Raw genomic sequence first — 23,559 nt, forward strand, 5'->3', positions numbered from 1 at the left:
TGTTTTGATAATTTTAAGAAAGCTTTTATTGCAATTAATGTATTTAGTCATTATTTTTTTAATTTTATAAAATGTTTCTCGTTAAATATATTAAAAGTATTGTAATTATTTGAGAATCTGTGTTTAATTTTTTGAATATGAAAGATAAAAAAGAGGCAATTGCATGTGCCAAAAATTATTTGAGAGGAGAAGACATTTCTAATGCGATACTTTTTGATGACTTATATCAAAATCTGATTCAGTATGAACAATACGGATATGCTACCGAGATTCTGTTAAAAAAAATTGAGGATGATGAAGAACAAGGCACTGAAATTAAATTATCGAAATACCAAGATCTTGCCGATAATATTTATAAAGACAGTACATTGTCCTCTTATTTTAAATTTGATAAAGCAATAAATGTTCTCAAATCTTTTTGTGATTTAGAACATACCAAAAACTCAAAAACTCTTGGTATTGCTGGTGAAATTTATAAAAATAAATGGAAGTTTGACCATCAGTTTCACAATCTGTTGCAATCAAGAGCCTATTATAAAAAAGGTTATTTGATTTGGAACAACAAAATGCATAAATCCATTCAAACTGAAACAGAATGCATCAATACCGCTGTAAATTATGCCAATATCAATGAACTCATTGTAATTGAAAATTTAGAACGGCTTTCTGAAACTTGTGAAATCACGAGTGAAACAATCGAAAGGTTTGAAACAGCACAGTGTATAAGAAAGGAAATCATTGAAGCTTATTTAGTCGATTCAGAAGAAATTATTTTTAAGGATGGAATTGAGTCTAAAGAAAAATTATATTTTGCTTTGGCAGAAGCTTTTTTTGGCTTGCGAATGTATAAAAAGGCACTTCATTTTATTTTGTTGCATATTGAAAATAAAACGGAGGATTGGCAAATTAAATCTTTCAGCAAGCAAATCTATAATTTGGCTTCTTATCAAAAAACAGAGAAAAATCAAAAGTCAACCAACAAAGATCCTTTTCAAAAAAATCAAATTGACAAGGAGGGACAAAATCAGTGTTTAATTGCTTTGAATCTTCAGGTTGATGAGAAAGAGGGAGTTGATTATGTAAAGCCAAAGCAACAAAATAAATTAGGTATTGGACTTTCTGGAGGCGGTTTTAGAGCAGCATTATTTCATATTGGTGTTTTAGCAGCTTTGGCCGAAAAAGATAAATTAAAAGAAATTGAGGTAATTTCCTGTGTATCTGGAGGTTCAATTATTGGCACCTTTTATTATTTAAAAATCAAAGACTTATTTGAAAGCAAAGCAGATGCGGACATCGTTCAAGCGGATTACATCCGAATTGTAAAAGAAATAGAAAATGAGTTTTTGAGCGCTGTCCAAAAGAATATACGAATGCGTTTGCTGACAAATTTCTCCAAAAACATGAAGATGTGGAAAGGAGATTCTTATTCGCGTTCCAATCGGTTGGGGGAGTTGTATGAAGAGTATTTTTATAAACCGCTCTTGAACAAGAAAACGGGATCGCCAGACAATAATCCTATTTATATGAACGATTTATTTATCACACCTTTTGGTAATAATAAATTCAGATTGAATAACGATAATTGGAAAAGAACCCACAAAGTTCCTCAATTAATTCTCAATTCTACTGCTGTAAATACGGGACACAACTGGCAATTCACGGCTTCGTGGATGGGGGAACCACCAACTTATATTTCGGATGATTTTGATGTAAAGCCTCGTTTGAGGAGAATGTATTATGAAAATGCACCAGAGCCGTATCAAAATTTTAGATTGGGTTATGCTGTAGCCGCTTCATCCTGCGTACCAGTTTTGTTTCAGCCTTTAGTATTAAAAGGGTTGTATAAAAATTTTAATTTGGAGTTAATAGATGGTGGTGTACATGATAATCAAGGAATCGCATCCATATTGGAACAGGAATGCAATGAGATTATTATAAGCGATGCTAGTGCTCAAATGCCCGATAATGCGGTGAATACCGATAATGCGATGTCTTTATTCTTTAGAGTGGACACTATTTTGCAGGAACGTTTGCGTGAGATTCAATTGTTGGATTTAAAATCACGCATGTATACGTCAATCGTCAATAAGTTGTCAATAGTTCACCTAAAAAATGGATTGGCACAGCTTCCTGTTAATTGGATTAATTGTACCGACGTAAATCGAAGTATTTTATACGATAAAGAAATTGAAGACGAAAATGCACTTTTGAAATATGGTGTGATGAAGAAAATTCAAAAAGGATTGAGCGAAGTGCGAACGGATTTGGATTCATTCAATGACCTTGAAGCTTATGCTTTAATGTATAGTGGTTACCAGCAAATGATGCACGAAAGTAATTCGGTAAATCTGAAAAGAGAAAATTGGAATTTTTTGAAAATAGCCGAAAGTTGCACACTTCCCGCCAAGGAAAGGCAACTTGTAAACCAATTGAAAGTTAGTAGTTACGTTCCTTTTAAGATTGTGAGGATGTCTACAGCACTTCGTTTCGCTGTATTGGGTTTTGGAGGCTCGTTGTTGCTTGTATTACTCACTTTTTTAATTTTAAATTGGAATAATGTCAGCCCGTTATATCAAATCGATATTTCCTATAATTTTATCGGATTAATAGTGATAGTTTTTTTGGTTGGTTTCTTATCTAAATTTTTAGCCAAAGTAATAAATATTGAAAGTGTGTTTAAGAAAAAAGTAGCACTATTTTTACTGATAACTATGGGTTGGTTATTATCTCTAGTTTATATCCGCATTTTTAATTCATGGTACAATAGATTGGGTAGAGTAAAATAAATAAGAAATTGATAAATGAAAAAATTAGGTCTCATAGGCGGTATCAGTTGGGTGTCAACTGCCGATTATTATAAGTTTATTAATGAGGGAATCAACAAGGAGTTGGGAGGAGTTAATTTTGCGGAATGCATAATTTATTCTTTTAACTATAATGATATCAAAAGAAATAATGACAACAACGATTGGGAATCGACATTCAATATGTTGTCTAAGGCTTGTCATAGTTTGAAAAATAGTGGTGCCGAAGCGATTGTTCTTTGCGCCAATACCATGCATCTTATTGCCGATCGAATTCAGGAAAACGTTGATTTACCTTTAATACACATTGCCACCGAAACCGCCAAAGTAGTTCAAAAAAAGAACATCAAAAAAGTGGGGCTTCTTGGGACAAAATTCACGATGGAATTAGATTTTTTTAAAGATAAATTATCTGCTCTCGATATTGAAACCATCATACCGGAAGCCGAAGACAGGGATTTTATACACGACACTATTTTTAATGAATTGGGAAAAGGATTAATTATTGAAAGCACCAAGGCAAGATATCTTTCCATTATCGAAAAACTTATAGATAACGGAGCCGAAGGTATTATTTTGGGTTGTACAGAAATTCCATTATTGGTAAAGCAAAGAATGGTAACAGTACCAGTTTTTGATACTGCTTTGATTCATTCCAATGCAGCTGTTGCATTTGCTTTGAGTTAATTTCTCTTTCCGAAATGCTATTTTAAAAGTCTAATTTAAGGCTTTTTTTTATTTGTATAATTTACTGTTTTAAAGCTGTTTGTCATAGTTTTAGTTCTAGAAAATGCTTAAATTTGAGAGTGAAATATTTATTTTTTTTAAATATGACTACATCTAAAATTATCATAAAATGGCATTTATAGATTATTACAAAGTATTGGAGATTGATAAAAGTGCAACTGAGGCCGATATTAAAAAAGCGTACCGAAAATTGGCACGTAAATATCATCCTGATTTAAATCCCAACGACAAAGAAGCCGAGAGAAAATTCAAAGAACTCAATGAAGCCAATGAGGTTTTAAGCAATCCAGAGAATCGAAAAAAATACGATCAGTATGGCGAACATTGGGAACACGGCGAGGAATATGAAAAAGCCAAACAGCAGCAGCAATACCAAAGCAGCGGTGGTCAACAAGGCGGTTTTGGAGGATTCTCGGGTGGTGGTGATTATTCAGATTTTTTTGAATCTATGTTTGGAGGTGCTGGACAAAGAGGAAGTCGCAGAACTACTGCTTTTAAAGGACAGGATTATAATGCCGAATTGCATTTGGACTTAAAAGATGTTTATACCACCCACAAGCGCACCCTTACAATCAACGGAAAAAACATTCGCTTAACAATTCCTGCAGGAGTTGAAAATGGTCAGGTTATAAAAATAAGCGGACAGGGAGGAGAAGGAGCCAATGGAGGTTCAAAAGGCGATTTGTATCTTACTTTTAGTATCGAAAATCACACAAATTTCAAACTGGATAAACACAATTTATATACAACAGTCGATTTGGATTTGTACACTGCTCTTTTGGGGGGAGAAATCACAGCAAATACTTTTGACGGAAAAGTAAAATTAACCGTTAAGCCAGGTACGCAAAATGGTGCGAAAGTAAAACTAAAAGGTAAAGGATTTCCGGTTTATAAAAAAGACGGAGAGTTTGGTGATTTATTCATTTCTTATCAAATAATATTGCCCACAAACCTTACCGAAAAAGAAAAAGAATTATTTACAGAACTTGCTAAGCTTAGAACCTATGAAAACCGATAACTTAATACTTTTGCAAACAGTCAGTTCACATTATCAGCTTGAGCTTTCTTTCTTTACGCATCTTCATGATTTGGGCTTGATTGAAATTGAAATCATGGAGCAATCACCTTATATCCACGAAAATCAAATGCATAATTTGGAACGAATGATTCGGATACATCACGAACTGGAAGTAAACCCCGAAGGAATCGATGTTGTTTTTAATCTTTTGCAAAAAATTGAACATTTACAAAAAGATTTGATTTCAACTCAAAACAGATTGCGACTGTATGAGAATTAAACTTCGTACACGATTTATTTTGTAAATTATAATCCAAAGAAAATTAATAGAATATTCGTATATTTGAGTACGATTCTTATTAAAAATTAATCCACAAACGGAATGAATAATGTTTTTAGAATCATAGAATTATTCAAAAGCTTTCTTCTGGAAATTGGCGAACTGTCTGATTTTGCAGGCCGGTTTTTCAAGGAAGTATTCAGACGTCCGTTAGAGTTCAAAGAGTTTCTTAGGCAATGCTATAATATGGGCAACCGTTCCCTTCTACTTGTTGGGGTTACTGGATTTATTATAGGATTGGTATTTACCTTGCAATCCAGACCCACCTTACAACAATTTGGTGCCGTTTCTTGGATTCCTGCAATGGTAAGTGTTTCCATCATTAGAGAAATTGGCCCCATCATCACCGCTTTGATTTGCGCTGGACGAATAGGTTCTGGAATTGGAGCTGAATTGGGTTCTATGCGTGTGACGGAGCAAATTGACGCCATGGAAGTTTCCGGAACAAATCCCTTCAAATATTTAGTCGTTACTCGAATATTAGCTACCACTTTGATGTTGCCGATTTTAGTTTTTATTGGTGATGGTGTAGCACTTTTGGGTTCCTTTTTGGTCGAAAATTTAAAAGGAGATGTTTCACTATTATTATATTTTACTCAGGTTTTTAATCATCTCGAATTTTTTGATGTTATACCTTCAACAATTAAGTCATTCTTTTTTGGTTTTGCCATCGGATTGGTAGGCTGTTTCAAAGGATATTATTGCAAAAAAGGAACGGCAGGAGTAGGGCTTGCGGCAAATTCGGCAGTGGTTTTTTCTTCGATGTTGCTTTTTATTATCGATTTTATAGCGGTTTTTGTTTCTAATGTTTTTTATGATGTCTAGTGCTATGGGAACCAATATTGACAATACAAAATCCATAGTAGTCATCAAAGACCTGAAAAAAAGCTTTGGCGATAATTGTGTTTTGGATGGATTTAATTTGGAACTATTTCAAGGAGAAAACTTGGTGGTCATGGGTAAATCAGGTTCGGGTAAATCGGTTATGATCAAATGCCTCATAGGATTGGAAGAACCGGATGAAGGCAGTATTGAAGTAATGGGAAAGGACATCAAACAACTTTCTCGGCAAGCATTAGATGAGCTCCGTACCGAAGTCGGATTTCTTTTTCAGGGTAGCGCTTTGTATGATTCTATGTCAGTTCGTGAAAATTTGGAATTTCCTTTGAGGCGACACACCAAAAAATTCGGAATTATTGAAGATACAACTCCATTAGTCATGGAAGCCTTGGAAAGTGTAGGATTGGCGAATACAATTGATTTGATGCCCAATGAACTTTCGGGAGGGATGAAGCGTAGAATTGCCTTGGCGAGAACCTTGATTTTGAAGCCAAAAATTATTCTCTACGATGAACCAACAACGGGATTGGATCCTATTACGTCAAAAGAAATTTTAATGCTGATGGTATCTGTTCAAAAAAAATACAATACGTCATCCATAATTATAACGCACGATGTGGATTGTGCCAGAATGATTTCGAACCGAATGATTTTATTAATTGACAGAATTAATTATGCAGAAGGGACTTTCGAGACTTTATTAAGCTCTAAAGATCCCAAAGTGCAAGCTTTCTTTAAATAAGTATAAAAATGGAAAAAACTGCTTCAGAAAAAATAAAATTAGGCTTTTTTGTTATATCAGGATTGATGCTCTTTATTCTTGTTGTTTATTTTATTGGTAATAAGCAAAAAATGTTTGGAAGTACCGATCATGTGACGACTGTTTTTAGTAATGTAAATGGATTGCAATTGGGTAATAATGTTCGGTATTCGGGTATTAATATTGGAACCGTTCGAGGGATTGATATGATAAACGATACGACCATCAATGTAGATATGATTATTGATAAATCCATGTTTCAGCACATCAGAAAAGATGCTTTGGCTAGTATTGGTTCAGATGGTTTGGTGGGAAGTATGGTAATCAATATCGCTCCGGGAAAAGGTAACCAACCTTCAATTCAGCCTGGTGATGTGATACAGTCCGCAGATCGTATCCGTACTGATGATTTGTTGAATACGTTGAGCGTAACCAATAAAAATGCGGCTTTACTCACAGCCGATTTACTTAAAATAACCAAAGAAATCACTCAAGGTAAAGGATCATTGGGAACTTTGTTGAATGACACAATTATGGCATCCGACTTGAAGCAAACTATGAATTATTTAAAAATCACAAGCAAAGGAACAACTGAAACTGTTGAAAACTTAAATAAAATGGTAGTTGCTTTGGGAGATAAAAACAGTGTTATTGGGGTGTTGAATGACCCAGCTGTAGCTCAAAAAATTAAAACAATCGTAATTAATCTGGATCAGTCTAGCCAAGAAATAAACAAAGTGGTAACCAACTTAAATGCGACAATTTCAAACATGAAAAACGGAAATGGCGCTATCAATTATTTGTCCAATGATCCCAATTTGGTCAAAAAAATTGATTCCACGATGACAAACTTAAATAAAGCGACTATCCTCTTGAACGAAGATCTCGAAGCGATGAAACATAGTTTTCTGTTGCGGGGCTATTTCAAAAAACAGGAAAAAGCCAAAAAGAAAGCCAATTGATTTAAATACTTTTCAATCCTTCCATTAATAAATCTACATCTTCTTTGGTGTTAAAATGACTGAAAGAAATTCGGATGCTTGGTTTTTTTAAATCATCATCAGATAACATCTCTGCCAGTACATGCGAAGGTCTGATGCTGCCCGATTGACAAGCACTTCCTCTAGAAACAGCAATTCCTTTCATGTCTAAATGAAATAAAAGCATAGCAATTTTACTTTCGTCAAAAGGCAAAACGACATTGAGTAGATTATAAAGTGTATTTTCTCCATTGATCTTAAATCCTGGTAAATCTGTTTTTAATCTTTCGATGGCATAGTCTTTTAATGATGCAATATATTGACTTTCGCTTTCAAGGTTTTGACAGGAAAGCTCCAAGGCTTTTGCCATTCCTGCAATTTGATGAATAGCTTCGGTTCCAGGACGCTGTCCTTTTTCTTGTTCTCCTCCAAAAAATAAAGGCTGTAATCCTGTATTTTTTCTAACAAAAGCAAAACCAACTCCTTTAGGCCCGTGAAATTTATGGGCACTGGCTACAATAAAATCGATAGGGGTGTGTTGTAAATCAATTTTGGTTTTTCCAATGGATTGTACAGTATCCGAATGGAATAAAGCATTGTGTTCCTGACATATTCGACTAACCCTTTCTAGATCCAAAATAGTTCCGGTTTCATTATTGACATGCATTAAGGAAACCAAAGTCTTTTTTTCTTCGGATAATAATTCGACCAAATGGGTTAAATCCACTTCGCCATTAGGCTTGATTTTTACATAATCCACATGAATGGCATATTCATTTTGTAAAGCTATCGCAGTATGTAATACAGCATGATGCTCTATTTTGCTGGTGATAATTCGGGTTACTTTCAAATCTTTTACAGCCGAACGCATAATCCAGTTATTGGCTTCTGTACCACATGAAGTAAAAATGATTTCGGCTGCGGTTGCGTTTATTTGCTTTGCGATTGATTTTCTGGAAAGTTCAAGAATGCTTTTGGCATTGCGCCCCAAACTATGCGTAGAAGATGGATTGCCATAATCTTCGGTTAATATTTTTGTCATTTCCAATATGACTTCGGGATGAAGTGGAGTAGTGGAAGCATTATCAAGATATACTTTTTTCATTTTTATATAGATTTTGAATCCTCAACAATTACTTGGGATTTGTGTTTTTTGCCCAAAATTATTTTCTTATTAAAAACAATAATGGAAATCAATATTAAAGAATAAGAAAACATCTGAAGCAGAGTAACTTGCTCTTTAAAGTAAAAAATGGCTAAGGCAAAATTGATTATCGGATTGATATACATTAGGATGCCCACTGTCGATGAGTTAATGCCTTTTAAAGCATACAAATTTAGGAAAAGAGGAACAATCGTAAAGAATACTACGATGCAAAATAGACAAGTATAAAATAAAGGTTCTGTTGGGATTGCGCCACTATATTTTGGGTAAAATGGCAAAATCAACAAAGCAATAAATAACAATTGTATGTTCAGTAGCAAAAATTTGTCAAGCTCACTATTCTTACGTTGACTGACTAAATACAATGCATAAGTTGCAGCTACTACCAAACTATAAAAAATGTCTTGAAAATGATTCATAGACAATAAAATACAGCTTATAATACTTATAGAAACCGCTAGCCATTGCCATTTGCTCAGTTTTTCGTGAAGCAGGAAAAAGGCAAAAACAGTCGTCAAAATTGGGCAGATCAAGTAAGCCAAAGAACCCGCTTTTACGCTTACATGATTGACAACATAGATAAAAATAAACCAATTGGAAGCTAGAATCATAGCTCCCACCAAGGTCAATACAACGATACTCCTTTTCCTTTTTGAGGTCATTGAGGTAAAATTCTCCCAGTTTTCCTGAATTTTATTTTGCCTAAAAACAAGATTTATAACTGTCATCGTCAGTACGCTGAAAAACACGCGATAGAATAAAATATCCAAAGATGGATAGCTGGAAATGGGTTTTAAAGCCAGACTGAAAAAGCCCCAGATAAAAAATGCTGAAAAAGCGGCGAAATAGTATTTGTATTTTTTCATCAAAAAGTAAAATTCGCATCAAAGGTAAGGATTTCTGTAGCGTAATAGAGAGGCTAGGAGACTAAGTTTCTATGTTCCTAAGATTCTAATATCAATAATAAAGAAATTTAGATTTTGTAGATTTAGGCATTTAGCAATTTTAAAGCTTGGAAAATTAGTGCTTACTAACTTTTTGTAATTCCATGTTAAATTGAACCTTTTTGGTTGCTAAAGTTTAAGAAACAAATTAAAAATTCTATTTTTGTTCAAAATAAAAAATAATGAAACGATTTTTAGGAATTTTAATTTGTGTTTTCGCTTTTTCGGGCTGTGATGATGGAGATTTAATTGTAGATACTATTGATTTTTCAGAAGTTACAACGAGCACCTGTTCTGAGAATAACCTTATTTTTAAACTCAAAGAAAGTGAAGCTTTGATTTTGAATATTCCAGAAGAAACTTTTACAGATAATCCCACAGCTGCTAATGACCCAATAGAATTAGATGTTAATGGGACAAATCAAGTGGTATATAATTTTTATGATGGTAAAGTATCTACTGAAAAAATATGTAATTTACTTCCTCCGGCGACTCCCAATGTGAAAGATCAATGGGAAGCCTCTTCGGGTATTATACAAATTACAACTACTGCAGTTAAGAAACTAGATGAGACCAATAATAGCACTAGAATAACAGGATATAATAATAATATTACTTTCAAAAATATCACTTTCACAAAACCTGATGGCACAACCCAGTTTTATGAAACTTTTCCTTTTGGTGATTATTTGAAGACTGCTGATCCATTACCATTTGGTTTCAATGGACTTTTGAATATATGTTCGAGTAATCAAGTATATGATTTTACCGAAAGCGAGTCTTTTACACTGAATATCGATCCAACATTAATTGCAAATGAGGTTACTCCTGTTGGTTCTCCAAGGACAGGAGTAATAGGACTTGTTAAAAATAAATTAGTTTACCGTTTATTTAATGGTGTTGTACCACCATCTTATTTTTGTCAGCCGACAGATCCATTATTGCCTACTGTTAATCAAACATGGTTAGGGAAAGAAGGAGGTATCATAGAAGTTACTACTACTACAAGTGGACCAAATACTTTCAAGCATACCATTATTTTTAAAAATGTAACTCTTGAAAAAGATACTAATAATTTTCAATTAGGTAACAGTTATAAATATGGCGAGCTGCAAACCGTCAAGTAATAAAAGAGTTAAAATAAAAAAATGTCAATGCTCCAATTTTTTGGCATTGACATTTTTTTATGGAATTAATTAAATGGTAATTATTTAGTATTCTGTTTGAAATAAACTTCGGTTGCGCCAGCACCGTATTTTTGGTAATTGGCATCCTGAAAAACAATATTGTCATAACGGCCAAATAGAAAATCCAATTCGGCTTTCAATATGCCTTCACCCACACCGTGAATGAATACAATTTTTGGAATCCGATTGCGAATCGCAAATTCTATATGACGTTTGGCAGTTTCCGACTGCAAAGTCAAAATATCATAATTCGACATTCCACGTTTGTTGGGTACCAGTTTCTCGATATGTAAATCAAATTCCGGTACAGGCAATTCGTGTTTGTCTTTTTTCTCTTTTACAAAGCTTCGGGGTTTAGGGATTTCCTTTTCCTTTGTGATCTCATTGATATTAAATCCTTTTATACCCTCCATCAAGTTGGCTGATTCTCCTATTTTGATGAGCTCATTGGCGGCAAAATTCATTATAAAACCATCTTCAGTTTCAATAGTAACCACCTTGTCTTTAACGGACAAAACAACACCGTCAACCGCTTCATCCAGAACCGAAACTTTATCTCCTTTATTAAACATTATCGTCTTCTTTATCTTGATTTTTACTTGGGGTTTTGCTGCTCAGCTTCATCATTCCCATCATAAAAATGACAATGGCAATCACCATCACATATACATTTTTATCGGTACTCGTTTGCTCGTACAAAGCAACGCCAATGGCGAAAGCCATCAGCAAAATCGTAAACTTTTTCATAACTGCATTTTCAGTTTTCAAAAATACTAAACTTTTTGGCTTATTGAGGTTAAAATAAATAGTATGGTGATGTAAATGAATCAAAATGTTTTTCAAAAAAAATAAATTTGAATCTGTTTTTTTTATTGAGAAATATTGTAAGTCATTTCATAAGATTATTTTTTGTGTAAATTACAAAGACGTGATGAATTAGTTAAAAAAATAAACAGACATGCTTATTCTGTAGGATTAAGTAATCATTTTATGAGTAAAACATGTATTTTATCGACAATATTTTGATATAATCTTATTTTTTCTAACTTTGGACTATTAGTTGGTTTGTGTTGAATACTAAGTATTTGCTTGTATTAATACGGATTCTTTATGCTTTCATAGCAGCTGATAAAATGTAAAGTCTAACCCCAAAAAAAAACCAAAAAAAATGCATTTATTATTAGAATTAGGTATTGTTGCTGGAATTTTACTTTTAGTACTGCTAATTTCTTTTGCAAATAAAATGAATCAAAACTCTGAGAGATAAAAAAATCATGAAGAAAATTACTTTGAATTGAAAACATATCAAATTCAGGTTAGACTCAACTTTGCAAAGTACAACTCCAGGATTCCTTAAGCTGAACCACACAGTAGAGGAATAATTACAAAAAGATGAAAACCACAAAAGAACGTTCTGTTTTTTTGTGGTTTTTTTTGTTACAATTTTAAACATCTTTAGAATTGGATAGATTTCAATGTAATTAAAAATACTAATTTATAATAAACTGTCTAAATAACTCTTCTTTATTTATTCCAATCTATTTTTCTTGAAAAGTACATTACAGCCGAAAGAATTGCAAACAAACCAATACTTCCAACCAATAAAGCATAGTTTTCCAATTGAATAATGACATAGATAAAAGTGTACAGTCCAGTGAGTGCTGCTGCAATAAACATGGGGAATTTGCTCCCTTTTAAGATTGAAACAGAGTAAAGTGATATCAATGTAATGACTGCTGTTGCTGCGATGACGTAGGCTTTTGTGAAGCTGCTGTGTTCGGTGATGGAAATGAGCAGGGTGTAAAATAAAATCAAGGCTAATCCAATCATGGTGTACTGAAAAATATGAATTTTAATTTTACTAATGGATTGGATAAGGAAGAAAACCAAAAACGTTAGGCCAATCACCAGAAAGCCATATTTTGCGGCTCTTTCATTTTGTTGATATTGGTTTACGGGAATCACAAAGTCAACTCCAAAGGCATAGGTTCCTAAATCGGGTAAAATTTCAAAGAATTGTTGTGAAAAAGCTCTGTTGATGTGTAGGATTTTCCAATTGGCAACAAATCCGTCATTGTTTATTTTCTTTGTTTTGTCATCGGGAAGGAAATTACCAGTAAAGCTAGGAGAAGCCCAGTTGGATTGCATACTTAACTGTGTTGTTTTACCAATAGGAACCATTTTTATTTGCTTGCTTCCATTGTAATTGATGTTAAAATTAAAGTTGGTTTTACTTGTTTTTAAAATGCTTTTTAAATCTATAAAACCAGTTTCCAAAGCTTGGGTAGAATCGTTTAAGTTATTGCTGTAAACAGGTTCAAATGTCCATTTATTACCACCAAGATTGATTTTTACTTCGTCCTTGATGCTTTTTAGATTGGTGGTTTTTATCAAAATTGTGGCTTTGTTCCATTGAATATTTTCGGCTGGAATATTTTTGCTGCTAAAATCGGGTTGAATATAATTCCCTTCAAAACTCATTTTGGAACTGTATACCACCGATTCGTAGTTGTTTCGATTGAGCAACTTGGTGGTAACATTGGATTTGGCTTTCAAGTCTTCCGGGAAGAAATAGGCGTATTTGGTAATTGCTTTTTGCTGTTTTACCGTTTCATTGGTTTTTTGGTTAATGGACAGCGTTTCCTCAAAAACGGTATAAGGTACTTTTAGAGTTGGACCATAAAAATAAACGCTTTCGCCCCATTTGTCGTTGATTTCGGAGATGACTTCTTCCTGGCGATTGGAACGTTCCTGAATCAAACTTTTGACAAATTCCAAAGGTATAAGCAAAATGAGGGTTAAGAATCCGACCATCAACATTTTGGCTGTAGTGGATTGAAAAATTGATTGAAAAAAAGAGGTAGGGGCAGGGGTTTGATTTTCTTGAGTTTCCATTTTTTGTTGATTAAAGTTATTTGATTAGAAAGGTGAATTAGCAGATGCGAAATAGTTTATAATGGTGTAATACAGAAATGCAATGGGAATGTTACCCAACAGAATTAAAATTTTTAGTCCAATGTATTTCCGCTGTTGCGGTAAAATATATAAATGATATAATAGATGATAGAGCATTATGACATTGAGAAATAGTGCAATAACCATGAAGATAAATCCAATGATTAGAACAAACGAAGTGTCTTGGAGCGTTAGAAAAAGAATGAAAAAAAGTGTGCCAATAGTAAAACAACCAACGGCGAGTTCTGTGGAGGTTCTGCCTTCAAAAGGTTCCTCTTGGGTTAGGGTAGTTTGCATAGTTTATCGCTTAAAAGTACTTTGAATTTCAAAGTATATGATTAAAAAAATATATTATCGTTTCTGTATTAATTTTTCGAGTGCATCAATATGATCTTGAAATGCTTTGCGACCGTCTTTTGTGGCCCTGTAGCTTGTATTAGGTTTTTTTCCTATGAATTGCTTTTCAATGGCAATATAATTCTCCAGTTCCAAGGCTTTGGTGTGACTTGCCAGATTACCGTCGGTAACTCCTAATAATTCTTTCAAAGTACTAAAATCCGCCGATTCATTGACCATCAAAACCGACATGATTCCAAGTCGTATGCGGTGGTCAAATGCTTTATTTATATTTTGAATAATGTTTTTCAAGTCTTAGTATGTGTCAATTATGGTGGTTACTATTTTGGATTGTTCCAAATTTGACGGAGCTATAACGTTCTCTTCAAGAGGTATTTTATTTCCGTATCTTTCTGCTAGTATTGCTCGTACTCGGTTGTCTTTTAGATTAAAATCCTTTAATTTCTGAAGGGAACAAAGCTCGATTCCAGCTCCATTTTTGTATATTTTCCAAATCAATTCTGAGCAATATATTTTATCATCAGACCATTCAAAATACAGGTCGTAGTCTTTGTTCTTCAGCCTATTTGCGTAGGTTTTCATCTTTTGTAAAGTTTCCTGACTCAAAAGCGTCGATGCATTTTTTATTCTGGTTACCACAAAATGATTATCTTTTCCGTGTGTAATCCAAGTTTCGAGAGGTGTGTATTTTACGGGTTGTACCGCTTCAAAAACATATTTTTCACCTTTTTCAATAAATACAATACCACAATGAGAAAATTTAGAATTTGTTGCTATTCTTATAGCTTCGCATTGTTTGGATTGGGAAGTTTGAAAAATCATGTCACCTTCTTTTATTTTATCTAAAATAGAGACTGGTCGAGTACCAAAAAGAATATTTCCAAACATTGCATTAGCAATGAATAATGCACATCCAAAACTCATCAAAAAGGTAATTATGGCAAAAATATATTTCGTTTTTTTCATATTTGTTCTTTTTGTTTCCATACTATTCTTCGCTAATCTAAAAATCTACAATCTAATTTCTGCAAACTGTAATCAGAATTCTGCTTTCTAACTCCTGTCGTATTTAAAATACATCATGCTACCATATACGATATGGCAGATACCGAAACCCAATGCCCAAAATTCTAATGCGTATCCAGAGAATTCAGTAGCCAATAAACCAATTATGATGATCGTAATGCCCAGATAGCGCACATCCCGAAGTGTATATTTACTTGCATTTACACAAGACAAACCATAGAAAATCAAAGTTACAGGGGCAATCAGTCCATAGCTTCCGTTTCGTAACAATAATAGTCCAAAAATTCCTCCAGTTACCAAGGGAATCATGAAGTTGGTCAACAATCTTTTTGAAGTGCTGTTCCAGACTGTTTCGCCTTCTCTTTTTGTTTTGTTGTAAGTAAGTAGTACAGCAGTGGCAATTGATAAAAATAATACAACAAGAGCAGTCAAAACAATTAGCTTGAAAGTGTTACTTTCTAAAGTGATAATGTTATCATAATTATCCGTACCATAATTATTGTTGTTGTTTTGAATTAGTTCATGGGCTATAAAAGCGCCTATCAAGGCATATATACCTGCCATTATTCCACCCAACCCGCTCAAAGATATAAACTGAGAGGATTTATTCATCATGTTTTTGATATCACTGATGTCTTGTAAATATTTATCGTTCATATGTAAAGTACTTTGAATTACAAAGTAAATAATAAAATTTAAGAAAAACAATACTTTTTTATTATTTTTATTGGATGAAAATTACGGATGAATATATCTACCGCCAGCCCGAAAAGTTTCGGTCAATTCTTTTACATTTAATAAGTGTGTTTGAACGGGAAATCCCTGAATTGGATTTACTTTTTAAATGGGGAATACCTTATTTTTATTATAAGAAAAGGATGTTTTGTTATTTGGCTCCCAATCATAAAAAAGGTTTTGTGGATGCAGGTTTTGCCAGAGGATTTCAATTGGTAGGAAATCAAGACTATCTTGTAGGGGAAAAGAGAAATACAGTAAAGTCGCTTCGGTATTATAATTTAGAGGATATTGACAATGCTATTTTGGTTGATGTGATAAAGGAAGCTGCTGTGTTATATAAATAAAAAAAATCTCCCGAAGGAGATTTTATAACTATTTTGAGGATGAATTATAGTCTAAAAATACCACCAAAAGAAACGATAGTTCCTCCATACCAAAAATGATGTTGAGCATGATCATCAGTATAAGTAGTCCTTACATCGGTCATGTTAATATAGCCACCTTTTAACTCGGTTAGTATGTAAAAATGTTTGAAGAAAGTAAAATTTAAACCAGCATCAGCAGAAAAACCGTATCCTGAAATATGAAACTCATCATATCTTGGTTTTTGTAAAACTGTAGCGTCTGTTCTCGGAACCAATAATCCCATTCCTAATCCTTGTGTGAAATTTAGTTGAAATATATCGGTATTTGTAATACCAAAAATTGAAGAGATATCTGTGTAATAAGCTGCTTCGGTAAAGACATAATTTAATCCATTCGTATGTTCGAATTTTAAAAATTTACCGTCAGTTAGATCTATTGATTCGTTATTGTAAGTTCCGTTAAATTCAGAACCTGGCTCTGTCGAGGGTAAATTAATAGTTCCGTTAATCATCGCTGTTTGATTTTGAGTCATCACATATTTCATGTGATCAATCCCAATAGAAACATTAAATTTGTCATGGAAAAAATATCCAACTTTCCAGTTAGTTTGGGAATTTGTTAGTTTTCCTGGAGTAATATAATCAATATGCCAGCCTTTAGGTAAATCATGCGATTGGGCATTTTCTACTGTAAAATTGTATCCCTCTCCTTCAAAATGTAAATCAGAAGTAGTGTAATAAGTTCTATTTCCTCCCATGTGTCCAAAGAATTTTCCTTTGTTGTGTGCAGTATATAATTCTGTACTTGGAACATCTCCTTGGGCAAAGGCATTAATCGATAAAAAAAGAACTAGAAATGAGGCGTATAAAAAATTTGTTTTCAATGTGTTTAATTTAAATTTAAAATTGATTAATGGTTTTTCTAATGGCAACCAATTTAGTCATCAAAGGTTCAAAGTAGTCTAAGTGCAACATATTTGCACCGTCACTTTTAGCATTCGCTGGGTCAAAATGAGTTTCAATAAAAATACCATCCACACCAACTGCAATTCCTGCTTTGGCAACAGTTTCAATCATGTCTGGTCTTCCTCCAGTTACTCCTGCAGTTTGATTTGGTTGTTGTAATGAATGGGTAACATCCAAAACAGTTGTAGCATATTGTTGCATAGTTGGAATGCCTCGGTAATCCACAATCATATCTTGATAACCAAACATAGTACCACGATCAGTCACCATCACGTTTTGATTATTACAGTCCAATACTTTTTGAACTGCGTGTTTCATACTTTCTGGACTCATGAATTGTCCTTTTTTCAAGTTTACTACTTTTCCAGTATTTGCGGCAGCGACAACTAAATCAGTTTGGCGAACAAGGAAAGCCGGAATTTGTAATACATCCACATATTCGGCAGCCATTGCAGCATCTTCATTGGTGTGGATATCCGTAACGGTTGGTACACCAAAAGTTTTAGATACTTTTTCCAATATTTTAAGTGCTTTTTCATCCCCAATTCCAGAGAAACTATCTATTCTAGAACGATTTGCTTTTTTGAATGAACCTTTGAAAACAAAAGGAATCTGTAATTTATCTGTAATACCAACTAATTTTTCAGCGATTCGCATTGCCATTTCTTCGCCTTCAATGGCGCATGGACCTGCCAATAAAAAGAAGTTACCGCTCTCAGTATGTTTGATTTGTGGAATATGTTGTATGTTCATATTGTATGTTTTTTTGAAAGTGCAAAGGTAGTTCGATTTTGCGATTTCCGAATTAGTTTTCGTGATTATTTTTAGAAGTATTAAAGCTATTATTTGGAGCTATTCCCGCTATCCGCTTGTATCTTTATGTCTCGAAAAAAACGAGACATAAAGGATACCACTACTATCGGGGCTAGGGCAGTAGTGATTTTAATTATATTTTCTTCAAACTAAGACCAACCGGAACCATCAATTGACCTCTTTCGTAGATGTTCAAATATAAGATGATCGGTTTTTTCAAACCTTCCCAACTTAATTCGTACACATCCAGAAATCCAGCTCCCATATCACTGGTTTTGGTTGGAAATGGGCAACAATTTTCCAGTTTTTTATAAGTTATTTTTTCTCCTTTTGGTCCTGCCAAAGCATTCATGAAATATTTTTGGTTGATGGTGTCATTTTTGGTGCCTTTATAAAAAATATTGATTGGGTAGTCTTTATCATATCCGTATTTTTTGTCTTTACTGTATTGAGTAATTATAAAGGCATTATTTTTACCCACTACAGGCACAGGAGCATTATTATCTACGTTTTTCAAAGAAGATTTAATACTTCCACATGAAGCGATTAGTACTATTATCGTAATGAATAAGGCTATTTTTTTCATTTTGAGAGTTTAAATTTTTAAAGTGATGTATTTCTTACCACAAATATAAAAAGAACTTTACTCGATTATCAAAATCGAAGAGCAATCCTTATAATTTTTTGTCAAAAAACATGCGAATTGATGGATTTATCAAAATCCTTTTATATTTGTAGCCAAAACAAATTTATATGAGTGTGATTTTTCAAACATGGCCTTGGTATGTCGCTGGCTTTTTAATCGGAATGGTGATGCTTTCACTGATTTATTTCGGAAAGAATTTTGGTATGTCAACCAATCTTCAGTCTTTATGTTCTATGACTGGATTAGGAAAGCGTATTGAATATTTTGATTTTGACTGGAAAGCAAATCGTTGGAATTTAGTAGTGGTTTTGGGTGCAATGGCAGGTGGTTTTGTGGCTGTTCATTTTATGAGTGATCCTTCTAATGTTGACATTAATCCAAAAACGATAGTGCAACTTTCCCAAATGGGAATTGATGCTCCCAATGGTCAGTTAATGCCACAAGCTTTATTTGGAGAACAGATTTGGCAATCACCCAAAAGTATTTTGATACTCCTTGGTGGTGGTATTTTGATTGGTTTTGGAACTCGTTATGCCGGCGGCTGTACATCGGGACATGCTATTTCAGGATTGAGTAATTTGCAATTGCCATCGTTGAAAGCAGTTATTGGTTTCTTCATTGGCGGACTGATTATGGCTCATTTTTTATTACCCTTACTTTTTTAGACTATGAACATATTAAAATATTTTCTCGTAGGATTCCTTTTTGGAATTGTTCTTACCAAATCCGAAGCGGTTTCTTGGTATCGTATTTATGAAATGTTTCAATTTCAATCGTTTCATATGTATGGAATAATTGGAGTTGCTGTTGCGACAGGAATTGTTGGTATTCAGATTATCAAAAGATATAACGTCAAAGACATCGATGGTTTTCCAATTGAAATTCAGGAAAAACCAAAAGACAATACCAGATATTGGATTGGAGGAATTTCTTTTGGATTGGGTTGGGCTTTGGTAGGTTCTTGTCCAGGACCAATTTTTATATTAATAGGGGCGGGATTTATGCCTGTAATTATTGTTCTTATTGGAGCTCTGATAGGAACGATTATTTATGGTGCTTTAAAAAGTAAGTTGCCGCATTAATCATTAAAACTCATTCAAAAAAAAGCATTTTCTAAATAGGAAAATGCTTTTTTTTTGAATAAATATCTTGTTTTAGGTGATCGTGAGGGCAATGTCATTAAGTTAAGGATTTCTCGCTAGTTTTATCTAAATATAGCTCTCGCAAAGGCGCGAAGACGCAAAGGAACCGGCTCTAAACTTTGCGGCTTAGCGCCTTTGCGAGAACAAACAAAGCTTAACTCAATGGGGGCACGCCCTGAATGGTTTTTATATTTTGGAATTCAACTTTAAAATTCCAGCTACTATTAAATATTGCGCTAGGCAATACGTCGCCATAATGTAAAATGAAGCATGTGCAATTGGCGCATAAAATTTATTGAATGCCAAAATACTATCGGAACTTACAAATACAATCGCGCCGATAAGGATGTAATTGTTTGCAGGAATCGCCCATTTTAAACTGCCTTTGAAAGCAAAGAAAAGCATTGTGGTAATCACGATCGCATAGACCAAAACCGGAATTTTTAAAGGTCCCAGTTTTGGAAATAAAGTGCCAATCATGAAAACAAAATAGGCTAATATGGCTAGAACACCAATCCAAAATAGGAATTTTTTATTGTTGTTTTTAGTGTTTTGTTGTTTGCTGAAAAGGGCAATATATACCAAATGCGATATAAGAAAAGCCACTAGCCCGAAGATGAAATAGAGTTCGCCTCTATCTGTAAAAAGCAAAATAATATCACCTATCCAGGAAAATGTCAATGCGGTTAAAAGGATATTTTTGCTTGGAAAACTATCAGAAATTATTACCGCTCCCATTAAAATAGGAAGCAACATAGGCTTCATATAGTTGTCGAATCCTTCTAGATTAAAGAATAGAATACCAAGATAAATAATGGTAAAACCAATGTAGGTTTTGAGAAGTAAAGATGATTGCATAGTTTTTTTTTAAGAAGTTGCCACAATTGATTTTTCTGCATCAAAATTGGTGTTTACAAAGTAAAACGTGACCAATAGCGATAAAATGAGATACCCAATTATGATGTAAGAGGCGAAAGGGAAAAGTGTATTCATGCCAAACCAATCACCAAGATAGGCGATGATTCCGATTCCTATTAAAAATCTGATTCCTTCCCATAGCAATGAAATTTTTCGGGTATCCATCAATTCGGTGTAGCTGTAAACGGTAAGGAATATAAAAGCGCCATAGATAAATACGTTTGGCAAGCCAATAATTGCAATCGAATTGTACATATAGGTAATGAGCAATAAAGTGAATATAGCTTGAAATAATGACCAATAGATTAATTTGTTGGAATGTTGTGTTCCGTATTTTTCGAATGAATAGACGTCAGTAATTTTGTTGACGGGATATTTCTCTTCAAAGTGTTCTGGTCGCCAACCTGTGGGTTTGAACCAAATGGTAAGTTTGTCTTTCCATTTTTCGGCTCGCCAAGCATCGGTAATCAATAACCACAAGTGCTGGAAGTTAATGCGGAAAGGATTCCATGTTTGTGCTGGTCTCGTAATTCCAAAAACAGGGGGAACCGAATCTAATTCTTCCTGAAAAGTGCCAAAAAGTTTATCCCAAATTATGAATATCTGCGAATGATTTTTGTCCATATAAATGGGGTTTATCGCATGATGTACGCGATGATGAGAAGGCGTAACAAGTATATGTTCCAGAAAACCCATTTTTTTGATGTGTTTGGTATGATACCAAAATTGCAAAAATAGGTGAATGGGAAGTATTATAGCAATTACTCTTGGCGGTACGCCCAATAGTGCTGCTGGAATCAATAAAAATGTAAATAGATTGACAAAGCTCGAAACTGTTTGGCGCAAAGCACAAGCCAGATTAAATTCTTCGCTACTGTGGTGAATCGCGTGTTTGTTCCATAAAAAATTAATTTGGTGGGACAGACGATGACTCCAATAGCCATAAAAATCAATCACTATAAATCCAATGATATAAGCCCAAACATTGGCTTCTAAATGCATTATGGAAAACTTGGTTTCAAACCATTCGTAAGAGACTAACGTAATGCTAAGTCCAAGAACATCTTTGACCGAATTGACCATTCCCGAACTGATACTTGAAACCGAATCCATGTTTGGAACCGTGTCTTCTCCTTTATAATGGCCGTATATTTTTTCGATTATAATTAATATCAAAAAAATGGGCATCACAAAAACTAATATTTTACCGTATTCTTCCATTTGATGGGTATTTTTTTTCAAATATAGAATAATTGTTTAGAATGTTGTGTTTTTTGCTATTTTTTTATAGGTAGTATTACATATTCAATAATGATGATTTTCAATATAATTGAGTGTTTGAGAAGAATTATGGTTTCAAAAGCAGTTCTGAGACTGTGAAAACATAAAAAAACCTACTTGAGATTGTACTTGCTCAAGTAGGTTTAATAAATAACTAATTTTTGGAAATAGTATTGTATAGTTTAGATTATTTCGGCTGTTAAGCCAGCTTCAAGTAATCTAGAGCATTGTACTCTTAATTTATCATATTCCCCCGTTTTTACAGTGCATTTTCCTTTGTAATGCACAATTAATGAACACTGTTCCGCTTGAATAGGAGTGTGCCCGCAAACACGAACTAAAGTATCAATGACATGGTCAAATGTATTTACATCGTCATTGTAAACTATTATTTCATTGTTTTTGGTTGTAACTTCCTCTTCTCGGGTTCTTTCTTTTACTTTCTCTATTGTACTCATGCTTTTAGGTTTTTGTACTTTGTTGATTTATAAAATAGGAATACTAATTTACGTATTTTATTGATACCCAGTTGTTTCTTTGAAACTTTTTTACATAAGTTAATCCTTTTTCTGTGCAAGATGCGTCAATAAAAGGAATATCCTCTTCGTAGAAACCACTAAATAATATCGTTCCGCCTGTATTTAAACTGTCAACATAACTTTGCATATCGTTTAACAAAATATTTCTGTTGATGTTGGCTATGATCAAATCGTATTTTTTGTCTTTTAATAAAGCTGCATCTCCTTCGTAAACCGTAATGTGCTTACAATTGTTTCGTTCAGCATTTTCAATGGAGTTTAGGTAACACCAATTATCAATGTCAATCGCATCGATAGGTTGAGCTCCCTTCATTTCGGCAAGAATGGCAAGAATTGCTGTACCGCAACCCATGTCCAATGTTTTCATGCCAGTAACATTCATTTCCAGTAAATGCTGAATCATCATGTGTGTGGTTTCATGATGTCCAGTTCCAAAGCTCATTTTAGGCTCGATTACAATATCATATTCTGCATCCGTTTTAGGGTGAAATGGTGCGCGTACATGACAATTTCCTTCTACATCAATAGGTTCAAAATTCTTTTCCCACTCCTCATTCCAGTTTACTTGCTCGATTTCTTCAAAAGTATAATCGATTTTGAATTCTTCCGATTGTAATATTTGAATGTCTTCCAATATCGTTTCGTCCCAAAGGTCTTTTTGCACAAAAGCCGAAATTCCGGTTTCGGTTTCAGTAAAGCTTTCAAAAGCTTTTTCGCCCAATTCGGCAATTAATATTTCCGATCCGAGTTCTTTTGGCTCAATGGTAAAATGATACCCTATGTAAATATTTGACATGTTTAATTTTTTTGCAAAGGTAACAATAGGATGCAATCTTTTTTTGAATTTTTAAAATTTTTGAAAGTATATTTTTTTGACAACGCTCTGTTTTTAATGAATTATTGAATATGAACTTTAGTCTAAATAAGATTGCTCAATTTTTTTTGATCTTTACAATAAAAACGGTTGATTTTTTTGTTAATCATCTAAAAATGAATGCTTAGTGTTGTTTTTTTGAGCATTATAGGCG

The 23,559-nt window shown here is 33.7% G+C and carries 27 protein-coding genes; 11 read left to right on the forward strand and 16 right to left on the reverse strand.

Translation table 11 applies throughout. The annotated features are described in order from the left end of the window. Positions 1–137: 137 nt before the first annotated feature. The 7 genes from B0E44_RS00605 (at position 138) to B0E44_RS00635 (ending at position 7,471) form a co-directional block, all read left to right on the forward strand. Entirely contained in the window at positions 138–2,786 is a 2,649-nt protein-coding gene (locus B0E44_RS00605; RefSeq protein ID WP_124019253.1) for a patatin-like phospholipase family protein, read from the forward strand. Between the two features lie 15 nt (positions 2,787–2,801). Further along, positions 2,802–3,491: an aspartate/glutamate racemase family protein gene (locus tag B0E44_RS00610; RefSeq protein WP_077370266.1), complete on the forward strand. Its 690-nt coding sequence runs from the start codon at positions 2,802–2,804 to the stop codon at positions 3,489–3,491. 169 nt (positions 3,492–3,660) lie between these two features. After that, the gene (locus tag B0E44_RS00615; RefSeq protein WP_077370267.1) at positions 3,661–4,569 is read left to right on the forward strand and encodes a J domain-containing protein; all 909 of its coding nucleotides are present in this window, start codon (positions 3,661–3,663) and stop codon (positions 4,567–4,569) included. Then, positions 4,556–4,849, forward strand: coding sequence for a chaperone modulator CbpM (locus B0E44_RS00620; protein ID WP_077370268.1), 294 nt, complete (start codon positions 4,556–4,558; stop codon positions 4,847–4,849). The genes B0E44_RS00615 and B0E44_RS00620 overlap by 14 nt, the downstream gene beginning before the upstream one ends. 102 nt (positions 4,850–4,951) lie before the next feature. Next, positions 4,952–5,734, forward strand: a complete 783-nt coding sequence (locus tag B0E44_RS00625) for an ABC transporter permease (RefSeq protein ID WP_077370269.1) — start codon at positions 4,952–4,954, stop codon at positions 5,732–5,734. Continuing rightward, the gene (locus B0E44_RS00630) at positions 5,724–6,491 is read left to right on the forward strand and encodes an ABC transporter ATP-binding protein (RefSeq protein WP_254423223.1); all 768 of its coding nucleotides are present in this window, start codon (positions 5,724–5,726) and stop codon (positions 6,489–6,491) included. Before B0E44_RS00625 ends, B0E44_RS00630 begins: the two co-directional genes overlap by 11 nt. 8 nt (positions 6,492–6,499) lie before the next feature. Further along, entirely contained in the window at positions 6,500–7,471 is a 972-nt protein-coding gene (locus B0E44_RS00635; protein ID WP_077370270.1) for an MlaD family protein, read from the forward strand. 1 nt (position 7,472) lies between these two features. Here the strand turns inward: B0E44_RS00635 and B0E44_RS00640 are convergent, their stop codons facing one another. Beyond that, positions 7,473–8,594 carry a cysteine desulfurase family protein gene (locus tag B0E44_RS00640; protein WP_077370271.1) on the reverse strand — a complete coding sequence of 374 codons (1,122 nt, stop codon included), beginning with the start codon at positions 8,592–8,594 and terminating at the stop codon, positions 7,473–7,475. Between the two features lie 2 nt (positions 8,595–8,596). Then, positions 8,597–9,520, reverse strand: a complete 924-nt coding sequence (locus B0E44_RS00645) for an EamA family transporter (RefSeq protein ID WP_077370272.1) — start codon at positions 9,518–9,520, stop codon at positions 8,597–8,599. A gap of 260 nt (positions 9,521–9,780) precedes the next feature. Here B0E44_RS00645 and B0E44_RS00650 point away from each other — a divergent pair, with 260 nt between their 5' ends. After that, the gene (locus B0E44_RS00650; protein ID WP_077370273.1) at positions 9,781–10,725 is read left to right on the forward strand and encodes a hypothetical protein; all 945 of its coding nucleotides are present in this window, start codon (positions 9,781–9,783) and stop codon (positions 10,723–10,725) included. Between the two features lie 80 nt (positions 10,726–10,805). Here B0E44_RS00650 and B0E44_RS00655 read toward each other — a convergent pair whose 3' ends face one another. The 7 genes from B0E44_RS00655 to B0E44_RS00685 form a co-directional block, all read right to left on the reverse strand. Then, positions 10,806–11,357 (reverse strand): Smr/MutS family protein, encoded by a 552-nt coding sequence (locus B0E44_RS00655; RefSeq protein WP_077370274.1) that lies wholly within the window; start codon positions 11,355–11,357, stop codon positions 10,806–10,808. Next, complete coding sequence (locus tag B0E44_RS00660) at positions 11,350–11,532, reverse strand: hypothetical protein (protein ID WP_077370290.1); 183 nt, start codon at positions 11,530–11,532, stop codon at positions 11,350–11,352. Before B0E44_RS00660 ends, B0E44_RS00655 begins: the two co-directional genes overlap by 8 nt. A 777-nt stretch (positions 11,533–12,309) precedes the next feature. Next, positions 12,310–13,680 (reverse strand): cell envelope integrity protein CreD, encoded by a 1,371-nt coding sequence (gene creD / locus B0E44_RS00665; protein WP_077370275.1) that lies wholly within the window; start codon positions 13,678–13,680, stop codon positions 12,310–12,312. A 24-nt stretch (positions 13,681–13,704) separates the two neighbouring features. Further along, the gene (locus B0E44_RS00670) at positions 13,705–14,037 is read right to left on the reverse strand and encodes a hypothetical protein (RefSeq protein WP_077370276.1); all 333 of its coding nucleotides are present in this window, start codon (positions 14,035–14,037) and stop codon (positions 13,705–13,707) included. A 54-nt stretch (positions 14,038–14,091) separates the two neighbouring features. Continuing rightward, positions 14,092–14,388: a transcriptional regulator gene (locus tag B0E44_RS00675; protein ID WP_077370277.1), complete on the reverse strand. Its 297-nt coding sequence runs from the start codon at positions 14,386–14,388 to the stop codon at positions 14,092–14,094. A 3-nt stretch (positions 14,389–14,391) separates the two neighbouring features. Next, positions 14,392–15,063 carry a YiiX family permuted papain-like enzyme gene (locus tag B0E44_RS00680; RefSeq protein WP_077370291.1) on the reverse strand — a complete coding sequence of 224 codons (672 nt, stop codon included), beginning with the start codon at positions 15,061–15,063 and terminating at the stop codon, positions 14,392–14,394. Positions 15,064–15,150: 87 nt separating this feature from the next. Beyond that, positions 15,151–15,780: a hypothetical protein gene (locus B0E44_RS00685; RefSeq protein ID WP_077370278.1), complete on the reverse strand. Its 630-nt coding sequence runs from the start codon at positions 15,778–15,780 to the stop codon at positions 15,151–15,153. A gap of 74 nt (positions 15,781–15,854) precedes the next feature. Between B0E44_RS00685 and B0E44_RS00690 the strand changes: the two genes are divergently transcribed. Next, positions 15,855–16,205 (forward strand): DUF1801 domain-containing protein, encoded by a 351-nt coding sequence (locus B0E44_RS00690; protein WP_077370279.1) that lies wholly within the window; start codon positions 15,855–15,857, stop codon positions 16,203–16,205. Positions 16,206–16,249: 44 nt separating this feature from the next. On the opposite strand, the gene B0E44_RS00695 is transcribed toward B0E44_RS00690, so the two are convergent. From B0E44_RS00695 to B0E44_RS00705, 3 genes are all read right to left on the reverse strand, one after another. Next, positions 16,250–17,110: a hypothetical protein gene (locus B0E44_RS00695; protein ID WP_077370292.1), complete on the reverse strand. Its 861-nt coding sequence runs from the start codon at positions 17,108–17,110 to the stop codon at positions 16,250–16,252. 16 nt (positions 17,111–17,126) lie between these two features. Further along, positions 17,127–17,945: a 3-deoxy-8-phosphooctulonate synthase gene (gene kdsA, locus B0E44_RS00700; protein ID WP_077370280.1), complete on the reverse strand. Its 819-nt coding sequence runs from the start codon at positions 17,943–17,945 to the stop codon at positions 17,127–17,129. A 193-nt stretch (positions 17,946–18,138) separates the two neighbouring features. After that, entirely contained in the window at positions 18,139–18,591 is a 453-nt protein-coding gene (locus B0E44_RS00705; protein WP_077370281.1) for a 2-dehydro-3-deoxyphosphooctonate aldolase, read from the reverse strand. A gap of 167 nt (positions 18,592–18,758) precedes the next feature. Here B0E44_RS00705 and B0E44_RS00710 point away from each other — a divergent pair, with 167 nt between their 5' ends. Both B0E44_RS00710 and B0E44_RS00715 read left to right on the forward strand, forming a co-directional pair. Further along, the gene (locus tag B0E44_RS00710) at positions 18,759–19,316 is read left to right on the forward strand and encodes a YeeE/YedE family protein (RefSeq protein WP_077370282.1); all 558 of its coding nucleotides are present in this window, start codon (positions 18,759–18,761) and stop codon (positions 19,314–19,316) included. Positions 19,317–19,319: 3 nt separating this feature from the next. Further along, a complete protein-coding gene (locus B0E44_RS00715) occupies positions 19,320–19,733 on the forward strand; it encodes a DUF6691 family protein (protein ID WP_077370283.1) in 414 nt (137 codons plus the stop codon). Between the two features lie 246 nt (positions 19,734–19,979). Here the strand turns inward: B0E44_RS00715 and B0E44_RS00720 are convergent, their stop codons facing one another. The 4 genes from B0E44_RS00720 to prmA form a co-directional block, all read right to left on the reverse strand. Further along, positions 19,980–20,651, reverse strand: coding sequence for a lysoplasmalogenase (locus B0E44_RS00720; RefSeq protein ID WP_077370284.1), 672 nt, complete (start codon positions 20,649–20,651; stop codon positions 19,980–19,982). A gap of 9 nt (positions 20,652–20,660) precedes the next feature. Next, the gene (locus B0E44_RS00725) at positions 20,661–21,932 is read right to left on the reverse strand and encodes a sterol desaturase family protein (RefSeq protein WP_077370285.1); all 1,272 of its coding nucleotides are present in this window, start codon (positions 21,930–21,932) and stop codon (positions 20,661–20,663) included. A gap of 242 nt (positions 21,933–22,174) precedes the next feature. Then, a complete protein-coding gene (locus B0E44_RS00730; protein ID WP_077370286.1) occupies positions 22,175–22,450 on the reverse strand; it encodes an ATP-dependent Clp protease adaptor ClpS in 276 nt (91 codons plus the stop codon). Between the two features lie 43 nt (positions 22,451–22,493). Further along, positions 22,494–23,327 (reverse strand): 50S ribosomal protein L11 methyltransferase, encoded by an 834-nt coding sequence (gene prmA / locus B0E44_RS00735; RefSeq protein WP_077370287.1) that lies wholly within the window; start codon positions 23,325–23,327, stop codon positions 22,494–22,496. Positions 23,328–23,559: the final 232 nt, after the last annotated feature.

Origin of the sequence: Flavobacterium sp. A45 (genome assembly GCF_002001005.1) — a bacterium.
GTDB lineage: Bacteria > Bacteroidota > Bacteroidia > Flavobacteriales > Flavobacteriaceae > Flavobacterium.

What these genes read in the sequence shown, in the direction of transcription:
- B0E44_RS00605 (WP_124019253.1), top strand. Translation starts at nt 138, where the DNA reads ATGAAAGATAAAAAAGAGGCAATTGCATGTGCCAAAAATTATTTGAGA.
- B0E44_RS00610 (WP_077370266.1), top strand. Translation starts at nt 2,802, where the DNA reads ATGAAAAAATTAGGTCTCATAGGCGGTATCAGTTGGGTGTCAACTGCC.
- B0E44_RS00615 (WP_077370267.1), top strand. Translation starts at nt 3,661, where the DNA reads ATGGCATTTATAGATTATTACAAAGTATTGGAGATTGATAAAAGTGCA.
- B0E44_RS00620 (WP_077370268.1), top strand. Translation starts at nt 4,556, where the DNA reads ATGAAAACCGATAACTTAATACTTTTGCAAACAGTCAGTTCACATTAT.
- B0E44_RS00625 (WP_077370269.1), top strand. Translation starts at nt 4,952, where the DNA reads ATGAATAATGTTTTTAGAATCATAGAATTATTCAAAAGCTTTCTTCTG.
- B0E44_RS00630 (WP_254423223.1), top strand. Translation starts at nt 5,724, where the DNA reads ATGATGTCTAGTGCTATGGGAACCAATATTGACAATACAAAATCCATA.
- B0E44_RS00635 (WP_077370270.1), top strand. Translation starts at nt 6,500, where the DNA reads ATGGAAAAAACTGCTTCAGAAAAAATAAAATTAGGCTTTTTTGTTATA.
- B0E44_RS00640 (WP_077370271.1), bottom strand. Translation starts at nt 8,594, where the DNA reads ATGAAAAAAGTATATCTTGATAATGCTTCCACTACTCCACTTCATCCC.
- B0E44_RS00645 (WP_077370272.1), bottom strand. Translation starts at nt 9,520, where the DNA reads ATGAAAAAATACAAATACTATTTCGCCGCTTTTTCAGCATTTTTTATC.
- B0E44_RS00650 (WP_077370273.1), top strand. Translation starts at nt 9,781, where the DNA reads ATGAAACGATTTTTAGGAATTTTAATTTGTGTTTTCGCTTTTTCGGGC.
- B0E44_RS00655 (WP_077370274.1), bottom strand. Translation starts at nt 11,357, where the DNA reads ATGTTTAATAAAGGAGATAAAGTTTCGGTTCTGGATGAAGCGGTTGAC.
- B0E44_RS00660 (WP_077370290.1), bottom strand. Translation starts at nt 11,532, where the DNA reads ATGAAAAAGTTTACGATTTTGCTGATGGCTTTCGCCATTGGCGTTGCT.
- creD (WP_077370275.1), bottom strand. Translation starts at nt 13,680, where the DNA reads ATGGAAACTCAAGAAAATCAAACCCCTGCCCCTACCTCTTTTTTTCAA.
- B0E44_RS00670 (WP_077370276.1), bottom strand. Translation starts at nt 14,037, where the DNA reads ATGCAAACTACCCTAACCCAAGAGGAACCTTTTGAAGGCAGAACCTCC.
- B0E44_RS00680 (WP_077370291.1), bottom strand. Translation starts at nt 15,063, where the DNA reads ATGAAAAAAACGAAATATATTTTTGCCATAATTACCTTTTTGATGAGT.
- B0E44_RS00685 (WP_077370278.1), bottom strand. Translation starts at nt 15,780, where the DNA reads ATGAACGATAAATATTTACAAGACATCAGTGATATCAAAAACATGATG.
- B0E44_RS00690 (WP_077370279.1), top strand. Translation starts at nt 15,855, where the DNA reads ATGAAAATTACGGATGAATATATCTACCGCCAGCCCGAAAAGTTTCGG.
- kdsA (WP_077370280.1), bottom strand. Translation starts at nt 17,945, where the DNA reads ATGAACATACAACATATTCCACAAATCAAACATACTGAGAGCGGTAAC.
- B0E44_RS00705 (WP_077370281.1), bottom strand. Translation starts at nt 18,591, where the DNA reads ATGAAAAAAATAGCCTTATTCATTACGATAATAGTACTAATCGCTTCA.
- B0E44_RS00710 (WP_077370282.1), top strand. Translation starts at nt 18,759, where the DNA reads ATGAGTGTGATTTTTCAAACATGGCCTTGGTATGTCGCTGGCTTTTTA.
- B0E44_RS00715 (WP_077370283.1), top strand. Translation starts at nt 19,320, where the DNA reads ATGAACATATTAAAATATTTTCTCGTAGGATTCCTTTTTGGAATTGTT.
- B0E44_RS00720 (WP_077370284.1), bottom strand. Translation starts at nt 20,651, where the DNA reads ATGCAATCATCTTTACTTCTCAAAACCTACATTGGTTTTACCATTATT.
- B0E44_RS00725 (WP_077370285.1), bottom strand. Translation starts at nt 21,932, where the DNA reads ATGGAAGAATACGGTAAAATATTAGTTTTTGTGATGCCCATTTTTTTG.
- B0E44_RS00730 (WP_077370286.1), bottom strand. Translation starts at nt 22,450, where the DNA reads ATGAGTACAATAGAGAAAGTAAAAGAAAGAACCCGAGAAGAGGAAGTT.
- prmA (WP_077370287.1), bottom strand. Translation starts at nt 23,327, where the DNA reads ATGTCAAATATTTACATAGGGTATCATTTTACCATTGAGCCAAAAGAA.